Source organism: Candidatus Sulfurimonas baltica, from assembly GCF_015265455.1.
Lineage (GTDB): Bacteria > Campylobacterota > Campylobacteria > Campylobacterales > Sulfurimonadaceae > Sulfurimonas > Sulfurimonas baltica.
In genome coordinates, this window is the sequence record NZ_CP054492.1 from 616,384 (window position 1) to 637,268 (window position 20,885).

The following is a 20,885-nucleotide window of genomic DNA, read 5'->3' on the forward strand; positions in this document are numbered from 1 at the left end:
AAAATGTCTAAAAATATTAAAACAAAACTTAAAATATGTTCACGGTGTATTTACGATGAAAGAGTTCCTTCTATTAAATTTGATAGCAATGGTGTTTGTAATTACTGTCATCAGCTTGAAAAATTAAAAGAAGATTATGGAACTGGTTCAGAAAAAGGCAATGAAAAGTTTGCAAAAATAATTGAGCAGATAAAAAAAGATGGTAAGGGCAAAAAATACGATTGTATCATAGGTGTAAGCGGTGGTACAGATTCATCTTATATGCTATATCTCACAAAAAAATGGGGACTTAGACCACTTGCAGTTCATTATGACAATACTTGGAATAGTGCCATTGCCACAGAAAATATACGAAAGGTTTTAACCGCGCTTGATATTGACCTTTATACACATGTAATCGACAATAAAGAATCAGATGATATATTTAGATCTTTTTTTTATGCTGATGTAGCAGGATTAGATGCAGCCACAGATTTAGCACTTGCCGAGGTAATGTATAGAGCTGCTTGGGAATATAAAGTGAAATATGTACTTGAAGGACATTCATTTATTGCAGAAGGAATTACACCAATGGGTAGTAATTATTTTGACGGTAAATTTATACAATCAATTCATAAAATGTTTGGTAGATTACCTATGAAAACATACCCCCTTATGACATTAACTCGATTTTTATTTTGGACTATTTTTGCAAGAATTCAAAAAATAAGACCATTTTGGTATATAGACTATAGTAAAGAAGAAGCAAGAGCTTTTTTAGAAAAAGAGTATGATTGGATATATTACGGCGGGCATCATTTAGAAAATAGAATTACATCTTATGCACATAGTATATACTTACCACAAAAATTCAATATGGACTTAAGAAACAATACTCTGGCTGCTCTTGTACGAAATGGGAAGATGAATAGAGAAGAAGCTTGGAAAGAGTATAACGAACCCCCTCATATAGAAAAAGATTTGGTGGAGTATTTTAAAAAAAGACTTGAACTTAGTGATGAAGAGTATGAAACTATAATGAAAAGAAAACCAAAGTCTTGGACGGAGTACCCAACTTACAAAAAGAGATTTGAATTACTTAGACCACTTTTTAAAGTTTTGGCACAAGCAAACCTAGTACCTATGAGTTTTTATCTTAAATATTGTTTCCCAATGAATAAGGATACTCAAAAATGATAACAATAATAGATTATGGTATGGGAAATTTAGGCTCTATAAAAAATATGTTTAAATACATAGGAGTAGAAGCAACAATTGAAAGTGATGTAGATAAAATAAAAAATGCTTCAAAGATACTATTACCAGGTGTTGGCTCATTTGATACTGCTATGAAAAAGATAAATGAGAGTGATTTAAAAGAAGTGTTAAATGAAAAAGCCATAAAAGAACAAGTTCCAGTGTTAGGTATTTGTCTCGGGATGCAACTTTTGACAAACTTAAGCGAAGAAGGTACATTGAGTGGACTAGGATGGATACCTGCAAAAACGGTGAGTTTTAAAGGTAGAATAGATAAAAAATATAGAGTTCCACATATGGGGTGGAATATAGTAAATAAATCAAATGAAAGTTTATTAACTGCTGGATTTGAAGAATTTGATGAGACAAGATTTTATTTTGTACATTCGTATTATGTAAAAGTTGCAGATGTAAAGAACTCCATTTTAACAACAGACTATGGTATAAAATTTGATAGTGCTATACAAAAAGACAATATCATGGGTGCGCAGTTTCACCCTGAAAAAAGTCATAAGTTTGGTATGAAACTTTTTGAAAACTTTGCAAGGATATAATGATGCTAAGAACTAGAATAATCCCATGCTTGCTGCTTAAAAATGAAAGTCTTGTAAAAACAGTGAAATTTAAAGAATATAACTATGTAGGTGATCCAGTAAATACGGTTAGAATATTTAATGAACTTGAAGTAGATGAGCTAATGTTTCTGGATATTTTTGCGTCAAAAGAGAATAGAAGTATTAATTTTAAAATACTTCAAGATATAGCAAATGAGTGTTTTATGCCACTTAGTTATGGTGGAAATATAACAAGTTTAGAAGATGCTAAGAGAATTTTTGAAATTGGATTTGAAAAGGTTGTGATTAATTCAAATGCTTTTGATAACTTAAAATTGATTGAAGAGATAGCTAAATACTTTGGAAATCAAAGTGTTGTTGGCTCTATAGATATTAAAAAAAGTTTTTTTGGTAGTCAGAAAATTTACTCTCATCATGGAAAGAAAAAACAAAATGTTGAGATAGTTGATTGGGCAAAACAGCTTGAGAATGCTGGAGTCGGTGAACTGCTTATTACTTCTATAGATAAAGAAGGAAGCTGGGATGGATATGATATCGAGCTCATCAAAAGTGTAACAGAAAATGTTCAAGTGCCAGTTATAGCAAATGGCGGATGTGGTCAAATAGAACATATAGGTGAAGTTGTAAAACAAGCAAATGCTTCAGCATGTGCAGTTGGTAGTATGGTTGTATATCAGAAAAAAGGGATGGGTGTGCTTGTAAACTTTCCTGATAGGAAAAAGTTGGAAGAGGCACTTAAATAATGAAAACAATATATCATTTTGGGAGTCTTGCAGGATGGCCTTATACTTTAGCAAAAGGCTTTAGAGATAAAGGATATGACTCTATAAATGTATTACCATCAAATAATGATGCTGGTGGTGTAACGAAAAGTAGAAAAGATAAAAAATCAAATAGGCAACTTCCTTATGATAAGGTAATTTATAACATAAATGATTCAAAGATTAAAAAGCTATTGAAAAGTTTTTTATTTGTTTTTGAAGTTATGAAAAAAGGAAGTGTAATCCACTATCATGGAGGTTCTATTTTACCAAGAGATTTAGATACTTATGTATTCAAATTATTTAAAATTCCAATGGTAAAAAGTTGGGGTGGTGGTGATGCTAGGATTATAAGTGAAGCTGCTAATTTAAACCCATATTTTTACAGATACGAAGAGCCACTAAAAGATAAAAGAATAAGAGCTATGCTAAAGCGATTGTCTGAAAATGGAGTAAAAATAGCTACTGATCCAGAGATGGCAACTTATTCAAGACCATATTTTGAAGAAATTTATACATTTAGAGCTCCGATGAGTTTTGATACTATTAAATGTATATATCCAGATGTAAATAATAAAAAACCTGTATTTTTACATATACCTACGCATCAGTTTGTAAAAGGAACTGTTCATATAAAAAATGCATTTACAAAGCTTGAAAAGGAAGGTTTAGAGTTTGAATTTAAATTTTTAGAACCAAACTTAACACAAGAACAAGTAAGAGATGAGATCTCAAAATGTGATGTATATGTAGACGAACTTAGAGTTGGAAGTTATGGTGTAACTGCGATGGAAGCTTTAGCTTCTGGAAAACCAACAATGACTTTTATTAGAGAAGATTTAGTGGATAAATTTCCATCTGAACTACCTTTTGTAAATACTAATCCAGATACCATATACAATAATTTAAAAGATTTAATAATAAATCCTGACAAAAGATATGAGATAGGTAAAAAAAGTCGTGAATATGTAGAAAATTATCATGATGTTGATGTTGTAGTTGATGATATGATAAAGCTTTATAGAGAACTAGGAGCTAAGATTTGAAAGTTAAGTCTATAAACTCATGCATCAATATTTATAGGGTTGATAGTGACTAAATTAAACCACTACATCAAAAAAATATTATCTATGTCAGCACAAGAATTGGTAAAAAAAGTTGTAAATAAGATAAATACAAAAGTAAAAGATAGTATCCAAAAATCAAAAGATTTAAATGGGAACACTCACATAGGTTCTGATGTACACCTTATACAAACTAGCTATATAGATGTAAAAGAGTTAGACACTTCAAATATAGATATAAAAGTAGCTATATATTTGTCACAGATGTATTGTGAACATAAATTTGATTTGCTTGGAAGTGGTTGGGTTGAAAATAGCTATGCTTCAGTGGCTCTTGGTGTTGAAGGCTATACGTATGATATGAACATGCCTGCTCCAAAAAGCATTAGTGCTGAGTATGAGCCAATAGACTGGCAAAAAGACTATAAAAGTGGCTATAGATGGAATGAAACTACTTGGTATAAAGATCAGAAAATCGGACATAAACTAGGAAGTGATATAAAAGTGCCGTGGGAATTAGCAAGGTTTCAGCACTTGCCACAACTTGCCATTTTTTCTATAGTTGATGAGAGTTTAAAAGAACAAAATATCAAAGAGTTTAAATATCAAATATTAGATTTCATAGTAAACAATCCTCCTCGCATGGGAGTAAATTGGGCATGTACTATGGATGTGGGAATAAGAGTTGCCAATATGCTTGTTGCATACGATATGTTTATGCAACTTGATTGTTTTGGGGTTTTAGATGATGAGTTTAAACAAACTTTCGCAAATAGTATTTATGGGCATGGCTTACATATTGTTGACAATTTAGAGTATAGTGAATTTGGAAGAAGCAATCATTATTTGAGTGACATATCTGGCTTATTATTTGTTTCAGCATACATGGAATCTAATGATGAGATAAATCAATGGTTAGCTTTTAGTATTCAAGAAGTAATTAATGAAATGGACTATGAGTTTTATGAAGATGGTGGAAACTTTGAGAGTTCTACTAGCTATCATAGACTTAGTGGCGAACTTATGGTTTATTGTACTGCTTTGATATTGGGACTCAAAGAAGAAAAAGTAAAAGCATTGCAAAACTATAGCATCAAAGGGTGGAAAGTCAAACCGAAGCTGTTGCCATTAGATAAACAAGAATTCAAAATTAATAATTCTATATCCAAAATTGAATTACAACAGTGGTACATCGATAGACTTTATAAAATAGGTAGATTTACTGTAGATATTACAAAGCAAAATGGAGATATACCACAGTTTGGAGATAATGATAGCGGTAGATTTTTTAGATTTAGTCCAAATGGAAAGTTTTTGACAAACAAAGAGGCAGTAGATAAATATCTTAATCTAAAAGGCTATGTAGAAAATGATGAACTTTTTTGGGATGAAAATATTTTAAACCATAGTACTTTTGTAAGTTGTTTTGGTGGAGCTTATGAAGATGCCATCTTTAACAATGATATGGCATTTGAAAAAAGTTTTATTAATGCTATAGCTGAACAAAAATTTGAACAAAAAGATATACCTTATAAAAATATTAAAAAAAATAGTTATAGTTTAGATGGTTTGAATCATGAAAATACTATAATTCATAATTCAAAATTAAATATTATAAATTCAAAATTAATAACTTACCCAGATAGTGGGATATTTATTTTTAAGGCAGATGATTTTTATTTGGCAGTTTGTGTTACCCCACTAGGACAAAAAAATAGCGGTGGTCATACACATAATGATAAATTAGGATATGAACTTTGGCTAGATGGAAAAGACATAGTAAAAGACCCAGGGACTTATCTCTATACACCTCTATCACATAGAAGAAATGAGTTTAGAAGTATAATAGCTCATAATGTGCCAATTGTAGAAAATATCGAGCAGAATAGTTGGAACCAGGGAAATATAGGACTTTTTTGCTTATTTAACGAATCAAAATGTTTTGTGAAAAATTTCGGAAGTAATTTTATAGAACTTGTTTTAGAATATAAAGATATAAAAATAGTTAGACGATTTGAAATTAATGAAAAAAAGGTACAAGTGATAGATAAGTGTAATAGAGTGTTTTATAAGAATAAATTTGGAATGTATTCAAATGGCTACGGGAAAGTGGAGAATGTATGAAAAAAATATTGATAGTGTCATATAACTTCTATCCTGAGATAAATCCTAGATCATTTAGAACATTTGAATTGGCAAAATCACTTTCAAAAATTGGGCATAGCGTTGATATCGTAATTCCTAAAATAGATTTTGATTATGCAGAAATAGAAAAAAAATTTAATTTTAAGATTCATTTAATTGATGCAGGTTTTTTTTTAAATCCTTCTCAAAAAAATATTAAAACTAAATTGTATGCCGAGAAGGAAAGTAAGCATTTAAATTTAAAAAAAATTATAAAGCTTATTTTAAATTGTATCTATCTAGGAGGAAGAAGCTTTGAATACGCATTTACTCTTTTTAGATTCTTGAAAAATTTGCCAAATTCTTATGATATGATTATTTCTATTAGCTTTCCGATAAGTGTACATCTTGGAACAAGATGGTATTTAAGTGGATTGCATAATAAACCATTATCTGTAGCAGATTCAGGAGATCCTTTTTCTTTTAATCCTGAAATTAAGCCGAAATGTTTTTATTTTAAAATATTAGAAAAATATATTTTAAAACCTTTTGATTATATTGCTATTCCGACATCAGAAGCACTTGGTTTATATAAGTTTTTTAAAAGTGAAGATAAAATTAAAATTATTCCTCAAAGTTTTGATTACAAAAGCGTTAAAATAAAATCTTATAAAAAAAATAAAATCCCTACTTTTGGCTATGCTGGTATATTTTATAAAAATATTAGAAATCCGAAAACATTATTTGATTTTTTGCTTACTTTAAAAAATGTAGAATTTAAATTTATTATTTTTACAAATACAGAAAGTAAAGATAATATGGAGCTTATTCTAAAATATAAGAGTATACTCGGAGATAAACTTGAAGTTCACCCTCTTCTTCCAAGAGAAGAATGTATTTATGAACTTAGTGGAATGGATTTTATTATCAATCAAGACAATATTAATTCAGAACAAAAACCAAGTAAAGTCATTGATTATATGGTAACCATGCGTCCTATTTTTAATTTTGACCAAAATCATTTTGACCAAAATAAATTATTGCAAATGTTTTGCAATAATAAATGCAATACTTTTAAAATTAACGATGAATATCATAAGAAGTTGAAAAAATTTGATTCAGTACATGTGGCAAATCTTTTTCTTAAACTACTATATAAAGATCTGGATTAATTATGAACACTCAATCCAGATCTTTAGCTCCTAAAAATAAAAAATATTCAGAGATTTTAAATACTACTATAATAATACCAATAACCTTTATTATAATAATTTTTTTGCCTTCTTTTCTTTATAAGTATGCAGAAGCATCGTCGATGCAGTTTGGCAATATGATGACGGTGCTTTTGTGCATTATAATTGCTACTAAATATAATAATAAATTATATTTAAAAAAAAACAATGCTTTTTATATTGTCTTATTTATATTTATTGTATTTACTATAAGCTTGATTTCATATATAGAAAATAGCAATTTTATTTTTTTTCGTTTTTACTTTACTTTTTTATATTTAATATTTTTTATAATAGGTGCATTTATGTTCTCTAGATTAATTACAAAGATAAATGAAAAAATATTTAATAAAACTATAGATTTTATTTTTTATATACTATTAATCGATGGGCTTTTTACCACATTTAAATATTATGTTAATGAAGGTAGTCGTTCATTGTTACTTTTCAATGAACCATCACACTATGCTTTGACTTTTTTGCCTATGCTATTATATCAATTATTAAAACATAGGGAAAACAAACCAAGATTATTTTTACTTGTTTCTTTATCATTATTAATAGTAATTATTTTAAAAAATTTGACACTATTTGTTGGGTTAATATTTGCTATGATAATAATTTATAATAAAAAAACAATATTGTTTACAATAGTAATGTTATTGCTAGCAGTAATACTTTTTTATAGTGAATTGAGTTATTTTACAAACAGATTGGACTTTTCATCTGCTAATGATAATTTCTCTGTTTTAGTTTTTTTATCTGGTTGGGAAAGAGCGTATTTAAATTTACAGGACACCATGGGCCTAGGTGTTGGGCTAAATCAGTTAGGCTATGTTGGACAGCCTGGTGACTATATGTTAAGAATATATTCACTTCTATCAATATATTTAAATTTTAATGATGGTGGTACTACGGCATCAAAATTCATATCTGAATTTGGGCTGTTTGCGGTTATTTTAATTTTAATTTTTTTAAGAAATGTAATCAAGTATGTTATAAGGTTGAGAAATAAGAATAATTTATTTTCTTCATTTGAACTTTTTTTTTACTCTATCTATATTATGATGATGATTGAACTATTTGTTAGAGGAATTGGATATTTTACTGGGACAATATTTCTGCTTTTAAGTGGAATTTTTTATTTTCAAAATCAAAGAAGTACTAAAAATGCATGTATTAATTAATGCTATTGGTATTACAGATTCAGGTGGTATAACAGTACTTGAAAATGTTTTAATTGAATGCAGTAATGATGAAGCAAATAGCTTTTATATTATATGCAATGATAATATAAATATAAATAGATTTTATATAAAATATTCTGGTGTAAAAAACTTTGAATTTAAAATTATAAAAAATAGAAGTTTTTTATATAGGTTGTATTATGAAAATATAGTATTTAATATGATTATTCAAAATAACAATATAGACTTAGTTTATAATTTTTCTGGAACTGCACAGTTTTTCTTGAAAACACATCAGATTACAAAGGTGCATAACTTACTTTTTTACTCTAAAAAAATAGGTAAAGTATATTTTGAAAAAAAAGAATATTTAAAATGGTTTAAGCAAATATTGCTAAAAAGGTTTGTTTTTCATAATATGTTAAAACGAACAAAATATATAGAAGTTCAATCTTCTCATGTAAAAGAGTGTATATCTGATTTTTTAGATATTGGCAATAAAATGTTTTACATAAAGAGTGATATTGATGTGTCGAATGATTTGTTTTCTAAACCAAAAGAATATGATTTTAGAAAAAAGATAAAATTTCTTTATATTGTGGGACCTCATTTTGAATATATTCATAAAAATTTTATAGATTTTACAGATACAATGATTGAATTTTATAAATTAAATATAGATTTTGAAATAAATATTACTTTAACAAAAGAACAGTTAGATAATTCTTTTTTATGGGATAGCTCTTTGAGCCTAAAAACAAACTTTTTAGGATATATAAATAAAGAAGAAGTAAATAATTTGTTTGTAGATAACACTATTTTAATTTCTACTTCTATAATTGAGACTCTTGGACTGCATGTAGTAGAAGCTGTTCAAAATGGAATCTTAGTAATAGCTCCAAATGAAATATATAGTAAAATGGTTTATGGAGACGACTTTCTTACTTATGAATTATTTAATAAAGAGTCATTGTTAAGAGCAATAAAAGGTATTACTTTACAATGTAATAATAGTATTAAAGATATAATATTGAATAATCAACGATATTTAATTGAAAATGAAAATAAAAAATGTAAATCAATAATAGAAATATTTGATGAAGTGATAAAGGATATAAATGTTTAAAGATAAAGTGTTACTAATTACAGGAGGGACTGGTTCATTTGGTAATGCCGTCCTTCGTAATTTTTTAGATACTGATATAAAAGAGATAAGAATTTTTTCCCGTGATGAATTAAAACAAGATGATATGCGTAAGAGATACAACAATGATAAACTTAAGTTTTATATTGGTGATGTTAGAGATGTTAACTCTTTGGAAGATGCTTTTAAAGGTGTTGACTTTATTTTTCATGCAGCTGCTTTAAAGCAGGTGCCTTCTTGTGAATTTTACCCTATGCAAGCAGTTCAGACAAATGTTATCGGCACAGAAAATGTTTTAAATGTTTCTATTAAATCTGGTGTCAGCAAAGTAATTGTACTCAGTACCGATAAAGCAGTTTATCCAATTAATGCTATGGGCATCAGTAAAGCCATGATGGAAAAAGTAGCAGTTGCTAAGTCTAGAAATCTTGGCACAGAGACAACAATTTGCTGTACTAGATATGGAAATGTTATGGCTAGTCGCGGTTCTGTTATACCTCTTTTTATAGAACAGATTAAAAAAAATGAAGAGATAACTATAACAGATCCAAATATGACAAGATTTATGATGAGTTTGGATGATGCTGTTGACTTAGTTATGTTCGCTTTTAAAAATGGAAAAAATGGAGATATCTTTGTACAAAAATCACCTGCTGCAACAATAGAGCTTTTAGCCAATACGTTAAAAAATATATTAAACAAAAGTGAGCATGTGGTAAAGGTTATCGGCACAAGACATGGCGAAAAATTATATGAAACTCTTTTGACGAGAGAAGAGATGGTCCATGCTGTTGACATGGATAAATATTACAGAATACCTGCAGATAATAGGGATTTAAACTATAACAAGTATTTTGAAGAAGGTGAAGTTATAACGGAAGCTTCAGACTATCATTCGCACAATACTCACAGGTTAGATGAAGTTGAACTTAGAAAAATGCTTCTTTCGCTAAGAGAGATCAAGAGTGATTTAAAAGAGCTTGGAGTTATTTCATGAAAAAAGTAATGACTATAGTTGGTACTCGCCCGGAGATTATTAAGTTAAGCAGAGTTATTTCAGAACTTGAAAAATATACAGATCATATATTAGTGCATACAGGACAAAATTACGATTATGAGCTGAATGAAGTGTTTTTTAATGAGATGGGTATAAAAAAACCAGACTATTTTTTAAATGCCGCCGCAGATAATGCTGCTGAGACTATTGCTAATGTCATTAGTAAATCAGACAAATTACTTGAAGAAGTTAAGCCAGATGCTGTTTTGCTTTATGGTGATACAAATAGTTGTCTTTCTGTGATTTCAGCTAAAAGAAGAAAAATACCTATTTTTCACATGGAAGCTGGAAACAGATGCTTTGATCAGAGAGTTCCAGAAGAGATAAATAGAAAAATAGTTGACCAGCTTAGCGATATAAACATGACTTTAACAGAACATGCAAGAGGATATCTGATTTCAGAGGGAATAAGACCAGAAACTATTATTAAAACTGGTTCATCGATGCTTGAGGTTTTGGAGTATTATAAAAAAGATATAGAAAGTTCAAAAGTATTAGAAAATTTAAACTTGCAAAAGAAAGATTTTTTTATAGTTAGTGCTCATAGAGAAGAAAATGTAGATAGTGAACAAAACTTCAGTGATTTGTTAGACTCTTTAAATATTATGGCAACTACCTACAACAAGAGAATTATAGTTTCTACACACCCTAGAACTAGAAAAAAACTAGAATCTATTGAAACAAAAGATTTTAATCCATTGATAGAATTTATGAAACCGCTTGGTTTTTTCGACTATATTGCATTGCAGATGAATTCATTTTGTGCAATATCTGACAGCGGAACAATTACAGAAGAATCTTCTATATTGGGATTTCCAGCTATTACAATAAGACAAGCCCATGAAAGACCAGAAGGTATGGATGAGGGTACATTAATAATGTCCGGGTTGAAAAGTGATGATATTATTAATGCAATTAACATAGTTACTGAGCAGTTAAAAGAGGTGCCTATGCATATTGTTAAAGACTACGATACTAGTAACGTCTCAAAAAAAGTAGTAAGAATTATTATTAGTTATATAGATTACATAAATAGAACAGTTTGGAAAAAGTATTAGAATGAAAAAAAAAGTTTTAATCTTAGGCTCAACTGGAATGCTAGGACATCAGGTTGTAAATTATTTTTTACAATTTGAAGAGTATGATGTTGTTGATATTGCATTTAGAAATAAATTTAGAGAAGAAACAATTGTTTTAGATGTAACCAACCAAAATATGCTTAGCAAGATTATTGTTGATATTAATTCAGACTTTATTATTAACTGCATAGGTGTTCTAATTGGAGGTTCAAATGAAAGTATTTCAAATGCTATCTATATAAATTCATTTCTGCCTCATAAATTAAAGGATATTGCTAAAACAATAGAAGCTAAATTAATACATATATCTACAGATTGTGTGTTTTCAGGTAAAAAAGGTGGGTATATTGAAAAAGATGAAAGAGATGGACAAGATACTTATGCAAAAACCAAGGCATTAGGTGAAGTTATAGACAATACTAATGCTACTCTGAGAACATCTATTATTGGACCTGAATTAAAAACGAATGGAGAAGGTTTATTTCATTGGTTTATGAATCAGTCCGGCTCAATAAATGGCTTTAACAAGGCTATTTGGTCTGGGGTTACAACACTAGAGCTAGCGCGTGTAGTTAAATGGGCTGTTGAAAATGATATAACAGGTCTTTATCATGTGACAAATAATAAGTCAATAAATAAAAACGAGTTGCTTAATTTATTTAAAAAATATACAAAAAAAGATATTGATATTATTGCAGTTGACGGCAAGAAAGTTGATAAAAGTTTTATAGACACAAGAAAAGAGATTGACTATGCTATCCCAAGCTATGACGAGATGGTAAAAGATATGGTCAATTTAATAAACAACAATAAATTGTATTCTCAATATGTAGCAGGTTAATATAAATTGAAAAAAAAAATATTGATAGTTACTGAGTACTTTTATCCAGAAGAGTTTAAAATTAATGAAATTGCTGTCGCTTGGAAAGAAAAAGGTTATGACGTAGATGTACTTACGCAGAATCCAACATATCCTTTTGGTGAAATTTACAAAGAGTATGAAAATAAGTGGTATAGCAAGGATAGCTATAATGGTATAAATATTTACAGGGTAAAAGCAGTTACTGGATATAAGAGTAGCTTGTTTAAAAAGCTTTTAAAATATTTCACTTTTATGATTTTAGGAAGTATAGTTAGTCTTAAAATCGGTAAAAAATATGACTACGTTTTTGGCTTTGATATTGCTGCTTTAACTTGTATGGTTCCAGCTGTGATTCTTAAAAAAACTTATAAAAAAAATGTGACATTATGGGTGCAAGATGTTTGGCCTGATAGTGTATATGCCTATGGGTTTAAAAAAACAAAACTTTTAGAGTTTATATTAAATGGATTTGTGAAATTTGTTTATAGAAATAGTTCAAATTTTGCAATTTCTGCTAAAGGTTTTGAGAATAAGATTAAGCTATATCTGGATGATAGTAAAGAGATTCGATATTTGCCAAATTGGGCTGATGAATTTAATGAGGAGTTGGAGCCTTTTATATTTAGTGATGAAAAAAAAGTTCACTTTACTTTTGCTGGAAATGTAGGAAAAGTGCAAAACCTTGACAACATATTACTAGCTTATGGCAATTTAGTAGATGATTTGATAGAGAAATCTCAGATAAATATAATAGGAGATGGCTCTCATTTAGAAAGCTTAAAGAAACTAGTTAAAGATAAAGGTTTAAAAAATATTGTTTTCTGGGGAAGAAAACCAAGAGAAGAGATGTATAAATACTTTAAAGCAAGTGATTTTTTAATAGTGTCCTTGATAGATAAACCAATATTTTCACTAACGGTTCCCGCTAAAACTCAAACATATATAGCTGCAAATAAACCATTGTTTGGAGTGATAAAAGGTGAAGCATCAGATATTATAAAAGATAACAACTTGGGATTTTGTGCAGAACCTGAAAATATACAAGAGATTCAAAATACTTTTGAAAAAGCGATATATGCGAGTCCGCAAGAAATAGAAGAATTTACCAGAAATGGCGAAAAATTGACAAATACAATTTTTGACAAGGAAAAGATAATTTCTTCATTATTAAATTTATTAATTGGGAAAGAGAAATGAAATTATTGCTAACAGGTTCAAATGGTTTTATAGGAAACTACTTTATAAGTAAATACGCTGCAAAATATGAAATAACAAAATTCTCATTTTTAAATGATGATTTTAAAGCTTTACATGTAGAAGATGTAGATGTTGTGATTCATCTATCTGCTCTTGTTCATCAGATGGGTGGAGCCAGCAAAGAAGAGTATGAAAAAGTAAATGTGACTCAGACTTTGGAGTTAGCTAAAAAAGCCAAAGAGAGTGGAGTTAAACATTTTGTATTTATGAGTACAGTTAAGGTGTATGGGGAAGAGACAGATGTAGCTTATAACGAAAATAGTGTGTGTAATCCAGAAGATGAGTATGGAAAGAGTAAGTTAAAAGCAGAGCAAGAGTTACAAAAGCTAGAAGATGATAATTTTAAAGTTTCGATTATAAGAACTCCTATCGTTTATGGGTATGGCGTTAAAGCAAATATTAAAAATCTTGTTAGTTTAGTACAGAAAGTTCCTGTTTTGCCGTTTGGTGGGATAGACAATAAGCGAAGTATGGTTTATATAGGAAATCTTTGTCATTTGATAGATTCAGTAGTTAGATTCCAAATCAAGTTTGGAATGACGGATGTGGATGGAATGACGGATGTGAGTGGAATGACTTGTTCTGGTGTATTTTTAGCATCTGATGATAAGGCTATCTCTACTACAAAGCTGATAGAGCTTATTGCAAAAGAGTTAAATAAAAAAGTGTATTTACTAAAAATTCCATTATTTGAAACATTTCTGAAAGTTGTTAAGCCATCTTTTCATAAAAGACTTTATGGGAGCTTAGGAATAGATAACAGACTTACGAAAGATATGTTAGATTTTAAAAATCTATATACAGTCGAAGATGGGATAAAGCATATGATACATGGTGAATGTTAAATTTTAATTTATAAAAGATGCTAAATATGGTACAATATTAAATACTAAAAAAGGATTTGAGAATGCAACCAATATTAGCAAACTATACAGCGAGCATAACAGAACTTAAAAAGTCTCCAACACAGTTACTAAAAGACGCGGGAAATGAAGCTGTAGCAATACTCAATCACAATGTGGCAAGTGCGTATTTGGTGCCAAGTGAGCTTTATGAAAAAATGATGGATATAATAGATGATTATTATTTGGCAAAAGAGGTTGAAGATAGATTGAGTTACAAAGAAGAAGATTTGATTGAAGTTAATATTAATGACCTATAAATTAAAATTTATCAAAGAATCAAATAAAGAATGGAACAAATTAACATCTACTATCAAAGAACAATTTCAAAAAAAGTTAAAAGAGCGATTGGAAAATCCAAAAGTTCCAAAAGATAAACTAAATGGCTATGAAAACATCTATAAAATAAAGCTTAGGAGTGTTGGGTATAGGCTGGCTTATGAAGTTAAAGATGATGAAATAGTAGTTTTAGTTTTAAGTGTAGGAAAAAGAGAAAACAATGCTATTTATTATAATTTGAAAGATAGAGTAGAATGATTTATTTTATACTTTTGTTAAGCTCATTTTTACTTACTTATTTTATAAAAAACTATGCCATAAAAAAATCATTTGTTGCAGAGGTGAACGATAGAAGTTCTCACACTGTACCAACTCCTCATGGCGGTGGTATAGCTATTGCAGTTACTTGGTTTATTGGTATATCGTATATGTATTATATAAACGATATAAATAGCTCTTTGTATTTTGCTTTAATGGTTGGTGTGGTTATATCAGTTGTTAGTTACCTTGATGATTTATATGAACTTAGTGCAAAGGTTAGATTAGTTGCACAAACTTTAGTTGCTCTTTTAGGGCTATACTTTTTAGGCGGACTTGGAAGTTTTGAGCTAGGTTTATTTTCAATAGATAATCAGTTATTTACAAATGTTTTTGCATTTTTTATGATAATCTGGTTTATAAATCTTTATAACTTTTTAGATGGCATAGATGGGTATGCCGGCGGTGAAGCTGTTTTTCTTGGAATTGCCGGATTTTTACTTTTTGGTGGTAGCCACTTTTTGGTTTTGATTGTAGCGGTTTTAGGATTTTTAGTTTGGAACTGGCATAAGGCAAAGATTTTTATGGGTGATGTTGGAAGTACGCTTTTGGGTTACAATATTGCTGTCTTTACCATCTATTATGCAAATCAGGAAAGTTCTAATTTGTGGGTTTGGATAGTGCTTTTTGGAGTGTTTTGGTTTGATGCGACTTTGACGCTGTTTAGAAGATATAAAAACGGTGAGCAGTTAAGCCAAGCGCATAGAAAACATGCATACCAAAGATTAACACAAAGCGGATGGGTTCATGACAGAGTTACTATTTTTTCAGTTTTAGTAAATATTGTATTGTTTTGTACTGTTTATTTTATCTCAAACATATTTGTTTCATTTGTCTTCTCATTGATTATTCTTTACATTGTTATGCGGTTTGTTGATAGCAAAAAAGCTTTTGAATAAGTATGTAGTTATATGTATGCTATAATACATATAATTAGATTGTGGGGTGGATATTATGACAATAAGAAAAAATTTTTTACTTGATGATGAGATAGTAGAACATTTAAAAGAAATAGCGAGCAGAGAAAATATTACTCAGACACAAGTTGTTAAAGATTTGATAGAGGGGAGATATCAAGAGATTTCTATTGAGGAAAAATTGGAAGCACTTAATGCTTTTGCTGGAAGTGGTACAGGCCTTTATGGAGATTTGACAATCCAAGAGATTAAAGCGAATATGGATGTATAAAAAAGTTTTTATAGATGCTAATATCTTTATTGATATTAATGACAGGAACAGAAAAAGATATCAGGAAAGCTTGGATATATTGAAGTATTTGACACAAAATGGGATTGGGATATATACTAGCTGTGATTTAATAACAACTATTTACTATATCTTGGCAAAGGAAGATAAAGCAAATGCCTTGAGTGGGATTGAAAGAATAAATAAAATTTGTAAAGTCATAGAGTTTTCAAATAAAGAGATATCACTGACATGTCAATTGATGAATAAGGATAAAAACTATAAAGATTTAGAGGATACTCTTCAGTATATACTGGCTAAAAAATCAAAATGTGAGCTTATTATATCAAATGATAAAAATTTTTACTCATCTGAAGTAGAGCTACTAAATACTGAGGAGTTTTGCGCAAAATACTTTTAAAAATTAAATTTGTTAAATTTTAATTTTTATAATATACTTCAACAAATTAAAACCAATGTGAAAAGCAGGTAAATAGTTATGAGATTATCAAAAGAAGAGATAACGTTATTGAAAAATAAACTTTATGAAATATCTAGCGATGCAAGGTTGTATCTATTTGGGAGTAGAGTAGACGATACAAAGCGGGGTGGAGATATAGATTTGCTAATTTTATCTGATAAGTTAAGAAAAAAAGATTTACGAAAATTGAGACTTTCATTTTTTGAAAAGTTTGGTGAGCAGAAGATGGATATAATTATTGATGATGGGACATTTAAAAACCAATTTACTAAGCTTATATTTCAAAAGGCGGTATTGTTATGATGAAAGATAAGTTAATACTGGATAAATCATTACTAAAAAAACAACTTGCATGGATTGAGATATCATATAAAGAGTGCCATTTAATAGGAAATAAAAAAAACTACTCTGTTGAGGAGTTTGGTAAATTTGAAACTTTATGTAGCAGATACAGCAGAGGAGTTGATTTTTTAATAAGAAAAATATTTAGAACTTTGGATGAGTATGAGTTTGAAAATCAAGGTACATTGGTAGATGTTGTAAATAATGCTCATAAAAGAGGTTTATTTGAGGATATAGAAGAACTTAGAATTATGAAAGATATTAGAAATACTATAGTTCATGAATATATTGAAGATAATTTAGTAGAAGTATTTGAAGAAGTTTTAGACTACACAGCCAAACTTATTGAAATAATAAATACTACACTGAATTATATGGACAAAATATGAAGATAGGTAAATACAATTGATAAATATAGATAAACGAATATTAAATTTTTTGGTAATTATAATTTTTACCTTTGGCACATTTTGGTGGACTTTTTTTATATTTCACATACCATTTAACTTTAACCTTGTGCTTAGTGTTGTGGTTGTTCGTATGGTTGCATCAGCATTTATTTTTAATGACTACTCACTCTCGTGGTCAAAGGCTTCTCAAAAAACATTTATTATAAAAAGTTTTGTGTATATCTCTGCATTTTTTGTCTATTTCCCTATTTTTTATGGTGAGGTTAGATTTTCATTTTTAGCTTCTGAGCTTTTTTTATATCTCTTTGCAATAAACTTTACTATGTATTTTTACTACTACCTAATTAACAGGAGCCAGATTGCAAAAACAAAATCAGTTGTTATCTATGGTGCTGGAAGAGCTGGCATAAAGCTAGAATCAGAATTTATAAATACTGCATATAAAGTTAAATATTTTGTTGATGATGATAAAATAATTCAAAACCGCTCAATTGATGCGATTAGAGTGATATCAAAACAAAAACTAAAAGAGAAGATTGGCGATGATAAATTTGACTTATTAGTTATTGCAATACCATCGGCATCACAAAATAGGATAAAACAGATTTACGATAATCTATCTAAATACTTTAAAACTATACAGATTTTGCCATCAATGGATGAGATTTTAGACACTAAAGATTTTGCTATGCAGCTAAAAAATGTATCGGTAGAAGATTTACTCGCACGCCACCCTCAGGATTTGGACAAAAGTAAAATATCGTCTTTTATAAAAGGTAAAACCGTTCTTGTAACCGGTGCCGGCGGAAGTATTGGGAGTGAGATATGCAGACAGTGTCAAAAGTTTGGAGCCAAAAAGTTAATACTGCTAGATCATAGTGAATATAACCTCTATGCTATAGAGCAGGAGTTGCAAAAAATTGAAACTATCCCTGTAATGCAAAGTGTTGTTAATAAAGAATTTTTAGATGAAACATTTAAGACTTATAAACCAGAGATAGTTATACATGCAGCTGCCTATAAGCATGTCCCTTTGGTTGAGGCAAACATATACGAAGGAATCTTAAATAATGTTGTTGGAACTAAAAACGTTATAGATGTATCTATAAAATATGGTGTGCAAAAATTTGTGATGATTTCTACAGACAAGGCAGTACGTCCAACTAATGTCATGGGGACAACAAAGCGTATATGTGAGCTTTATGCCCAAAACGTAGTTTCTTTAGAAAATTCAAATGGCAACGGCACAGATATTGTTGCAGTTAGATTTGGTAATGTACTTGGAAGCAGCGGCAGTGTTATACCAAAGTTTAAATCTCAAATAGAAAATGGACAAAACATAACGGTAACACATCCTGATATAACAAGATACTTCATGCTTATTCCAGAGGCATGTGAGTTGGTTCTTCAAGCTGGTGCTATTGGAACGGGTGGAGAGATCTTTATACTTGATATGGGAGAGCCTATAAAGATAGTTGATTTGGCTAAAAAAATGATAGAGCTAAGTGGACGAGAAGGGATCGAAATTGAATTCTCAGGGCTTCGTCCAGGTGAAAAACTCTATGAGGAGTTACTTATAGACGATACTGACTGTAAAACTGATTATGAGTCTATCACTGTTGCAAAACCGACACTTTACGATATAGATAAGTTAAACAGAGATATTGAAGAGTTGCTTACATGTAAAGATAAATTAGCAAAACTAAAGGAAATTGTTCCCGAGTTTAATCATCAAAAGAATGCATAATTTTTATTTGGTATAGATAATATTTAAGCTACAATAATACTATTAATTATAAAAGAGCTAATATGTTAGATATAAACTTATCATCACCTATTTCTATAATGAATGAACTAAAACAAAAATTTAAGGACAAAAGACTGTTTTTAAATCTTACACAAGAGGGATTGGCCACTAGAAGTGCGGTTAGTCTTGGTAGTTTAAAAAGATTTGAAAGTAGTGGTCAAATCTCACTAGAGTCTTTACTGAAATTAGCTTTAGTTTTAGAGTGTTTGGATGATTTCCAACAAATTGCACTACAAAAAAAGCAAACAATTAACTCTATAGATGATTTATATAAAGAAAAAAAACAAAAGCTTCCCAAAAAAGGCAGAATCAAATGAATATAAAAACTATAGATATTTTTTTAAATCAATTTGATAAGAAGCTAAATGTTGGAAGATTAGCATATAAAGATAAAACTATATATTTTGAGTATAGTAAAGATTTTTTAGATACTGGACTTGAAATATCTCCATATAAACTACCGCTAAAAAATGGTGTATTTGTTTGTGAGGATAAAATTTTTGAAGGACTTTATGGAGTATTTGGAGATAGTTTACCAGATGGTTGGGGTAGACTTCTTTTAGATAGATATTTTTTAAAGCAAGGTTTTAGGTACAACGATATCACACCGCTTGATAGATTAAGCAATATAGGAAAATATGGCACAGGGGCACTGAGTTACGAGCCTGTAATTGAGAACATTGTACTGCAGAGAGAAAATATAAGCTTAGATAGATTGGCACAAAGTTCACAAGAGATTTTGCAAGGTAGTAGCGAAGATATGTTAGAAGAATTATTGCTACTGGGAGGATCATCAGCGGGGGCTAGGCCAAAAGCTATGATACAGTTAAATGATGAAGATAAAATCATACATGGTTCCCAAAGTCTGCATTGTGGTTTTGCTCACTGGATGGTAAAATTTGCTTCAAGTAGTGATAGTGCGGATATTGGCAGTATTGAGTATGCATATAGCCTTATGGCTAGGGATGCCAAAATAGATATGAGTAATACAAAACTATTACGCGGCACAAAAAATAGTTATTTTGCAATAAAAAGATTTGATAGGATTGGTGACAACAGGGTTCATCTTCATTCTGTATCTGGTTTGACTCATAGTGATTTTAGGTTTCCAACACTTGACTATGATGATTTACTTACTTTGACTTTACATTTGACAAAAGATATTAATGAGCAGATAAAAATGTTCAGGTTAGCTTGCTTTAACTTATTTGCTCACAATCGTGATGACCATGCAAAAAATTTCTCATTTTTAATGGATAGTGATGGTAGATGGAGATTAAGCCCCGCTTACGATTTAACTTTTTCGTATGGTCCAGGTGGTGAACATAGCACAACTTATCTAGGTGAGGGAAAAAATCCTACAAGTGAGTATCTGCTAAAGCTGGCTAAAAAACATAATATAAAAAATGCAAAAGAGATAGTTGATGAGATAAAATCAGTTGTAAATAATTTTACTATATATGCCAATATAGCTGGAGTTTCTAAACACTCAATAAAAATGATTTGTCAGGCCATTATAGTTATCTAAACTTAAAGAGCTAGTACCCGAGTTTAATCATCAGGCAAATATTTAAAAATAAAAT

Annotated in this window: 23 protein-coding genes; all 23 read left to right on the forward strand. The window is 29.5% G+C overall.

Features of this window, described 5'->3' with window-relative positions; genetic code table 11:
* Window positions 1-3: 3 nt before the first annotated feature.
* The 23 genes from HUE88_RS03050 to HUE88_RS03160 all read left to right on the forward strand — a co-directional run bounded on the left by HUE88_RS03050 (window position 4) and on the right by HUE88_RS03160 (window position 20,830).
* The gene (locus HUE88_RS03050; protein ID WP_194370948.1) at window positions 4-1,176 is read left to right on the forward strand and encodes an N-acetyl sugar amidotransferase; all 1,173 of its coding nucleotides are present in this window, start codon (window positions 4-6) and stop codon (window positions 1,174-1,176) included.
* Window positions 1,173-1,790, forward strand: a complete 618-nt coding sequence (hisH, locus tag HUE88_RS03055; RefSeq protein WP_194370950.1) for an imidazole glycerol phosphate synthase subunit HisH — start codon at window positions 1,173-1,175, stop codon at window positions 1,788-1,790. Before HUE88_RS03050 ends, hisH begins: the two co-directional genes overlap by 4 nt.
* A gap of 2 nt (window positions 1,791-1,792) precedes the next feature.
* Window positions 1,793-2,554 (forward strand): AglZ/HisF2 family acetamidino modification protein, encoded by a 762-nt coding sequence (locus tag HUE88_RS03060; RefSeq protein ID WP_194370952.1) that lies wholly within the window; start codon window positions 1,793-1,795, stop codon window positions 2,552-2,554.
* The gene (locus HUE88_RS03065; RefSeq protein ID WP_194370954.1) at window positions 2,554-3,618 is read left to right on the forward strand and encodes a glycosyltransferase family protein; all 1,065 of its coding nucleotides are present in this window, start codon (window positions 2,554-2,556) and stop codon (window positions 3,616-3,618) included. Before HUE88_RS03060 ends, HUE88_RS03065 begins: the two co-directional genes overlap by 1 nt.
* Window positions 3,619-3,702: 84 nt before the next feature.
* Window positions 3,703-5,760 carry a heparinase II/III family protein gene (locus tag HUE88_RS03070; RefSeq protein ID WP_194370956.1) on the forward strand — a complete coding sequence of 686 codons (2,058 nt, stop codon included), beginning with the start codon at window positions 3,703-3,705 and terminating at the stop codon, window positions 5,758-5,760.
* Window positions 5,757-6,932: a glycosyltransferase family protein gene (locus HUE88_RS03075; RefSeq protein WP_194370957.1), complete on the forward strand. Its 1,176-nt coding sequence runs from the start codon at window positions 5,757-5,759 to the stop codon at window positions 6,930-6,932. Before HUE88_RS03070 ends, HUE88_RS03075 begins: the two co-directional genes overlap by 4 nt.
* 2 nt (window positions 6,933-6,934) lie before the next feature.
* Window positions 6,935-8,179, forward strand: a complete 1,245-nt coding sequence (locus tag HUE88_RS03080; RefSeq protein ID WP_194370958.1) for a hypothetical protein — start codon at window positions 6,935-6,937, stop codon at window positions 8,177-8,179.
* Entirely contained in the window at window positions 8,163-9,305 is a 1,143-nt protein-coding gene (locus HUE88_RS03085; RefSeq protein WP_194370959.1) for a glycosyltransferase, read from the forward strand. Before HUE88_RS03080 ends, HUE88_RS03085 begins: the two co-directional genes overlap by 17 nt.
* The gene (locus HUE88_RS03090; RefSeq protein WP_194370961.1) at window positions 9,298-10,320 is read left to right on the forward strand and encodes a polysaccharide biosynthesis protein; all 1,023 of its coding nucleotides are present in this window, start codon (window positions 9,298-9,300) and stop codon (window positions 10,318-10,320) included. The genes HUE88_RS03085 and HUE88_RS03090 overlap by 8 nt, the downstream gene beginning before the upstream one ends.
* Complete coding sequence (gene wecB / locus HUE88_RS03095; protein ID WP_194370963.1) at window positions 10,317-11,438, forward strand: non-hydrolyzing UDP-N-acetylglucosamine 2-epimerase; 1,122 nt, start codon at window positions 10,317-10,319, stop codon at window positions 11,436-11,438. The genes HUE88_RS03090 and wecB overlap by 4 nt, the downstream gene beginning before the upstream one ends.
* Before the next feature lies 1 nt (window position 11,439).
* On the forward strand, window positions 11,440-12,300 hold the full coding sequence (locus HUE88_RS03100) for a dTDP-4-dehydrorhamnose reductase family protein (protein WP_194370965.1): 861 nt from the start codon (window positions 11,440-11,442) through the stop codon (window positions 12,298-12,300).
* A 6-nt stretch (window positions 12,301-12,306) separates the two neighbouring features.
* Complete coding sequence (locus tag HUE88_RS03105) at window positions 12,307-13,518, forward strand: glycosyltransferase family 4 protein (protein ID WP_194370967.1); 1,212 nt, start codon at window positions 12,307-12,309, stop codon at window positions 13,516-13,518.
* Window positions 13,515-14,423 carry an NAD-dependent epimerase/dehydratase family protein gene (locus HUE88_RS03110; protein WP_194370969.1) on the forward strand — a complete coding sequence of 303 codons (909 nt, stop codon included), beginning with the start codon at window positions 13,515-13,517 and terminating at the stop codon, window positions 14,421-14,423. Before HUE88_RS03105 ends, HUE88_RS03110 begins: the two co-directional genes overlap by 4 nt.
* Before the next feature lie 62 nt (window positions 14,424-14,485).
* The gene (locus tag HUE88_RS03115; RefSeq protein ID WP_194370971.1) at window positions 14,486-14,740 is read left to right on the forward strand and encodes a type II toxin-antitoxin system Phd/YefM family antitoxin; all 255 of its coding nucleotides are present in this window, start codon (window positions 14,486-14,488) and stop codon (window positions 14,738-14,740) included.
* Complete coding sequence (locus HUE88_RS03120) at window positions 14,715-15,017, forward strand: type II toxin-antitoxin system RelE family toxin (RefSeq protein ID WP_430733191.1); 303 nt, start codon at window positions 14,715-14,717, stop codon at window positions 15,015-15,017. Before HUE88_RS03115 ends, HUE88_RS03120 begins: the two co-directional genes overlap by 26 nt.
* The gene (locus tag HUE88_RS03125; RefSeq protein WP_194370972.1) at window positions 15,014-15,976 is read left to right on the forward strand and encodes an MraY family glycosyltransferase; all 963 of its coding nucleotides are present in this window, start codon (window positions 15,014-15,016) and stop codon (window positions 15,974-15,976) included. The genes HUE88_RS03120 and HUE88_RS03125 overlap by 4 nt, the downstream gene beginning before the upstream one ends.
* 55 nt (window positions 15,977-16,031) lie before the next feature.
* Entirely contained in the window at window positions 16,032-16,265 is a 234-nt protein-coding gene (locus tag HUE88_RS03130; RefSeq protein WP_194370974.1) for a hypothetical protein, read from the forward strand.
* Window positions 16,258-16,683, forward strand: a complete 426-nt coding sequence (locus tag HUE88_RS03135) for a type II toxin-antitoxin system VapC family toxin (RefSeq protein ID WP_194370976.1) — start codon at window positions 16,258-16,260, stop codon at window positions 16,681-16,683. The genes HUE88_RS03130 and HUE88_RS03135 overlap by 8 nt, the downstream gene beginning before the upstream one ends.
* 78 nt (window positions 16,684-16,761) lie before the next feature.
* Entirely contained in the window at window positions 16,762-17,046 is a 285-nt protein-coding gene (locus HUE88_RS03140) for a nucleotidyltransferase domain-containing protein (protein ID WP_194370978.1), read from the forward strand.
* Entirely contained in the window at window positions 17,043-17,474 is a 432-nt protein-coding gene (locus HUE88_RS03145) for a hypothetical protein (protein WP_194370980.1), read from the forward strand. The genes HUE88_RS03140 and HUE88_RS03145 overlap by 4 nt, the downstream gene beginning before the upstream one ends.
* Before the next feature lie 19 nt (window positions 17,475-17,493).
* A complete protein-coding gene (gene pglF, locus HUE88_RS03150) occupies window positions 17,494-19,242 on the forward strand; it encodes a UDP-N-acetylglucosamine 4,6-dehydratase (configuration-retaining) (RefSeq protein ID WP_194372493.1) in 1,749 nt (582 codons plus the stop codon).
* Window positions 19,243-19,304: 62 nt separating this feature from the next.
* Complete coding sequence (locus HUE88_RS03155; protein WP_194370983.1) at window positions 19,305-19,619, forward strand: helix-turn-helix domain-containing protein; 315 nt, start codon at window positions 19,305-19,307, stop codon at window positions 19,617-19,619.
* Window positions 19,616-20,830 (forward strand): type II toxin-antitoxin system HipA family toxin, encoded by a 1,215-nt coding sequence (locus tag HUE88_RS03160; protein ID WP_194370985.1) that lies wholly within the window; start codon window positions 19,616-19,618, stop codon window positions 20,828-20,830. The genes HUE88_RS03155 and HUE88_RS03160 overlap by 4 nt, the downstream gene beginning before the upstream one ends.
* Window positions 20,831-20,885 lie beyond the last annotated feature (55 nt).

Bases quoted from the DNA above. Each gene is read 5' to 3' on its own strand.
- HUE88_RS03135 (WP_194370976.1), top strand. From the start codon at position 16,258: ATGTATAAAAAAGTTTTTATAGATGCTAATATCTTTATTGATATTAAT.
- HUE88_RS03110 (WP_194370969.1), top strand. From the start codon at position 13,515: ATGAAATTATTGCTAACAGGTTCAAATGGTTTTATAGGAAACTACTTT.
- HUE88_RS03155 (WP_194370983.1), top strand. From the start codon at position 19,305: ATGTTAGATATAAACTTATCATCACCTATTTCTATAATGAATGAACTA.
- HUE88_RS03130 (WP_194370974.1), top strand. From the start codon at position 16,032: ATGACAATAAGAAAAAATTTTTTACTTGATGATGAGATAGTAGAACAT.
- HUE88_RS03080 (WP_194370958.1), top strand. From the start codon at position 6,935: ATGAACACTCAATCCAGATCTTTAGCTCCTAAAAATAAAAAATATTCA.
- HUE88_RS03100 (WP_194370965.1), top strand. From the start codon at position 11,440: ATGAAAAAAAAAGTTTTAATCTTAGGCTCAACTGGAATGCTAGGACAT.
- HUE88_RS03115 (WP_194370971.1), top strand. From the start codon at position 14,486: ATGCAACCAATATTAGCAAACTATACAGCGAGCATAACAGAACTTAAA.
- wecB (WP_194370963.1), top strand. From the start codon at position 10,317: ATGAAAAAAGTAATGACTATAGTTGGTACTCGCCCGGAGATTATTAAG.
- HUE88_RS03140 (WP_194370978.1), top strand. From the start codon at position 16,762: ATGAGATTATCAAAAGAAGAGATAACGTTATTGAAAAATAAACTTTAT.
- HUE88_RS03050 (WP_194370948.1), top strand. From the start codon at position 4: ATGTCTAAAAATATTAAAACAAAACTTAAAATATGTTCACGGTGTATT.
- HUE88_RS03070 (WP_194370956.1), top strand. From the start codon at position 3,703: ATGTCAGCACAAGAATTGGTAAAAAAAGTTGTAAATAAGATAAATACA.
- HUE88_RS03060 (WP_194370952.1), top strand. From the start codon at position 1,793: ATGCTAAGAACTAGAATAATCCCATGCTTGCTGCTTAAAAATGAAAGT.
- HUE88_RS03090 (WP_194370961.1), top strand. From the start codon at position 9,298: ATGTTTAAAGATAAAGTGTTACTAATTACAGGAGGGACTGGTTCATTT.
- hisH (WP_194370950.1), top strand. From the start codon at position 1,173: ATGATAACAATAATAGATTATGGTATGGGAAATTTAGGCTCTATAAAA.
- HUE88_RS03125 (WP_194370972.1), top strand. From the start codon at position 15,014: ATGATTTATTTTATACTTTTGTTAAGCTCATTTTTACTTACTTATTTT.
- HUE88_RS03085 (WP_194370959.1), top strand. From the start codon at position 8,163: ATGCATGTATTAATTAATGCTATTGGTATTACAGATTCAGGTGGTATA.
- HUE88_RS03075 (WP_194370957.1), top strand. From the start codon at position 5,757: ATGAAAAAAATATTGATAGTGTCATATAACTTCTATCCTGAGATAAAT.
- HUE88_RS03160 (WP_194370985.1), top strand. From the start codon at position 19,616: ATGAATATAAAAACTATAGATATTTTTTTAAATCAATTTGATAAGAAG.
- HUE88_RS03145 (WP_194370980.1), top strand. From the start codon at position 17,043: ATGATGAAAGATAAGTTAATACTGGATAAATCATTACTAAAAAAACAA.
- HUE88_RS03065 (WP_194370954.1), top strand. From the start codon at position 2,554: ATGAAAACAATATATCATTTTGGGAGTCTTGCAGGATGGCCTTATACT.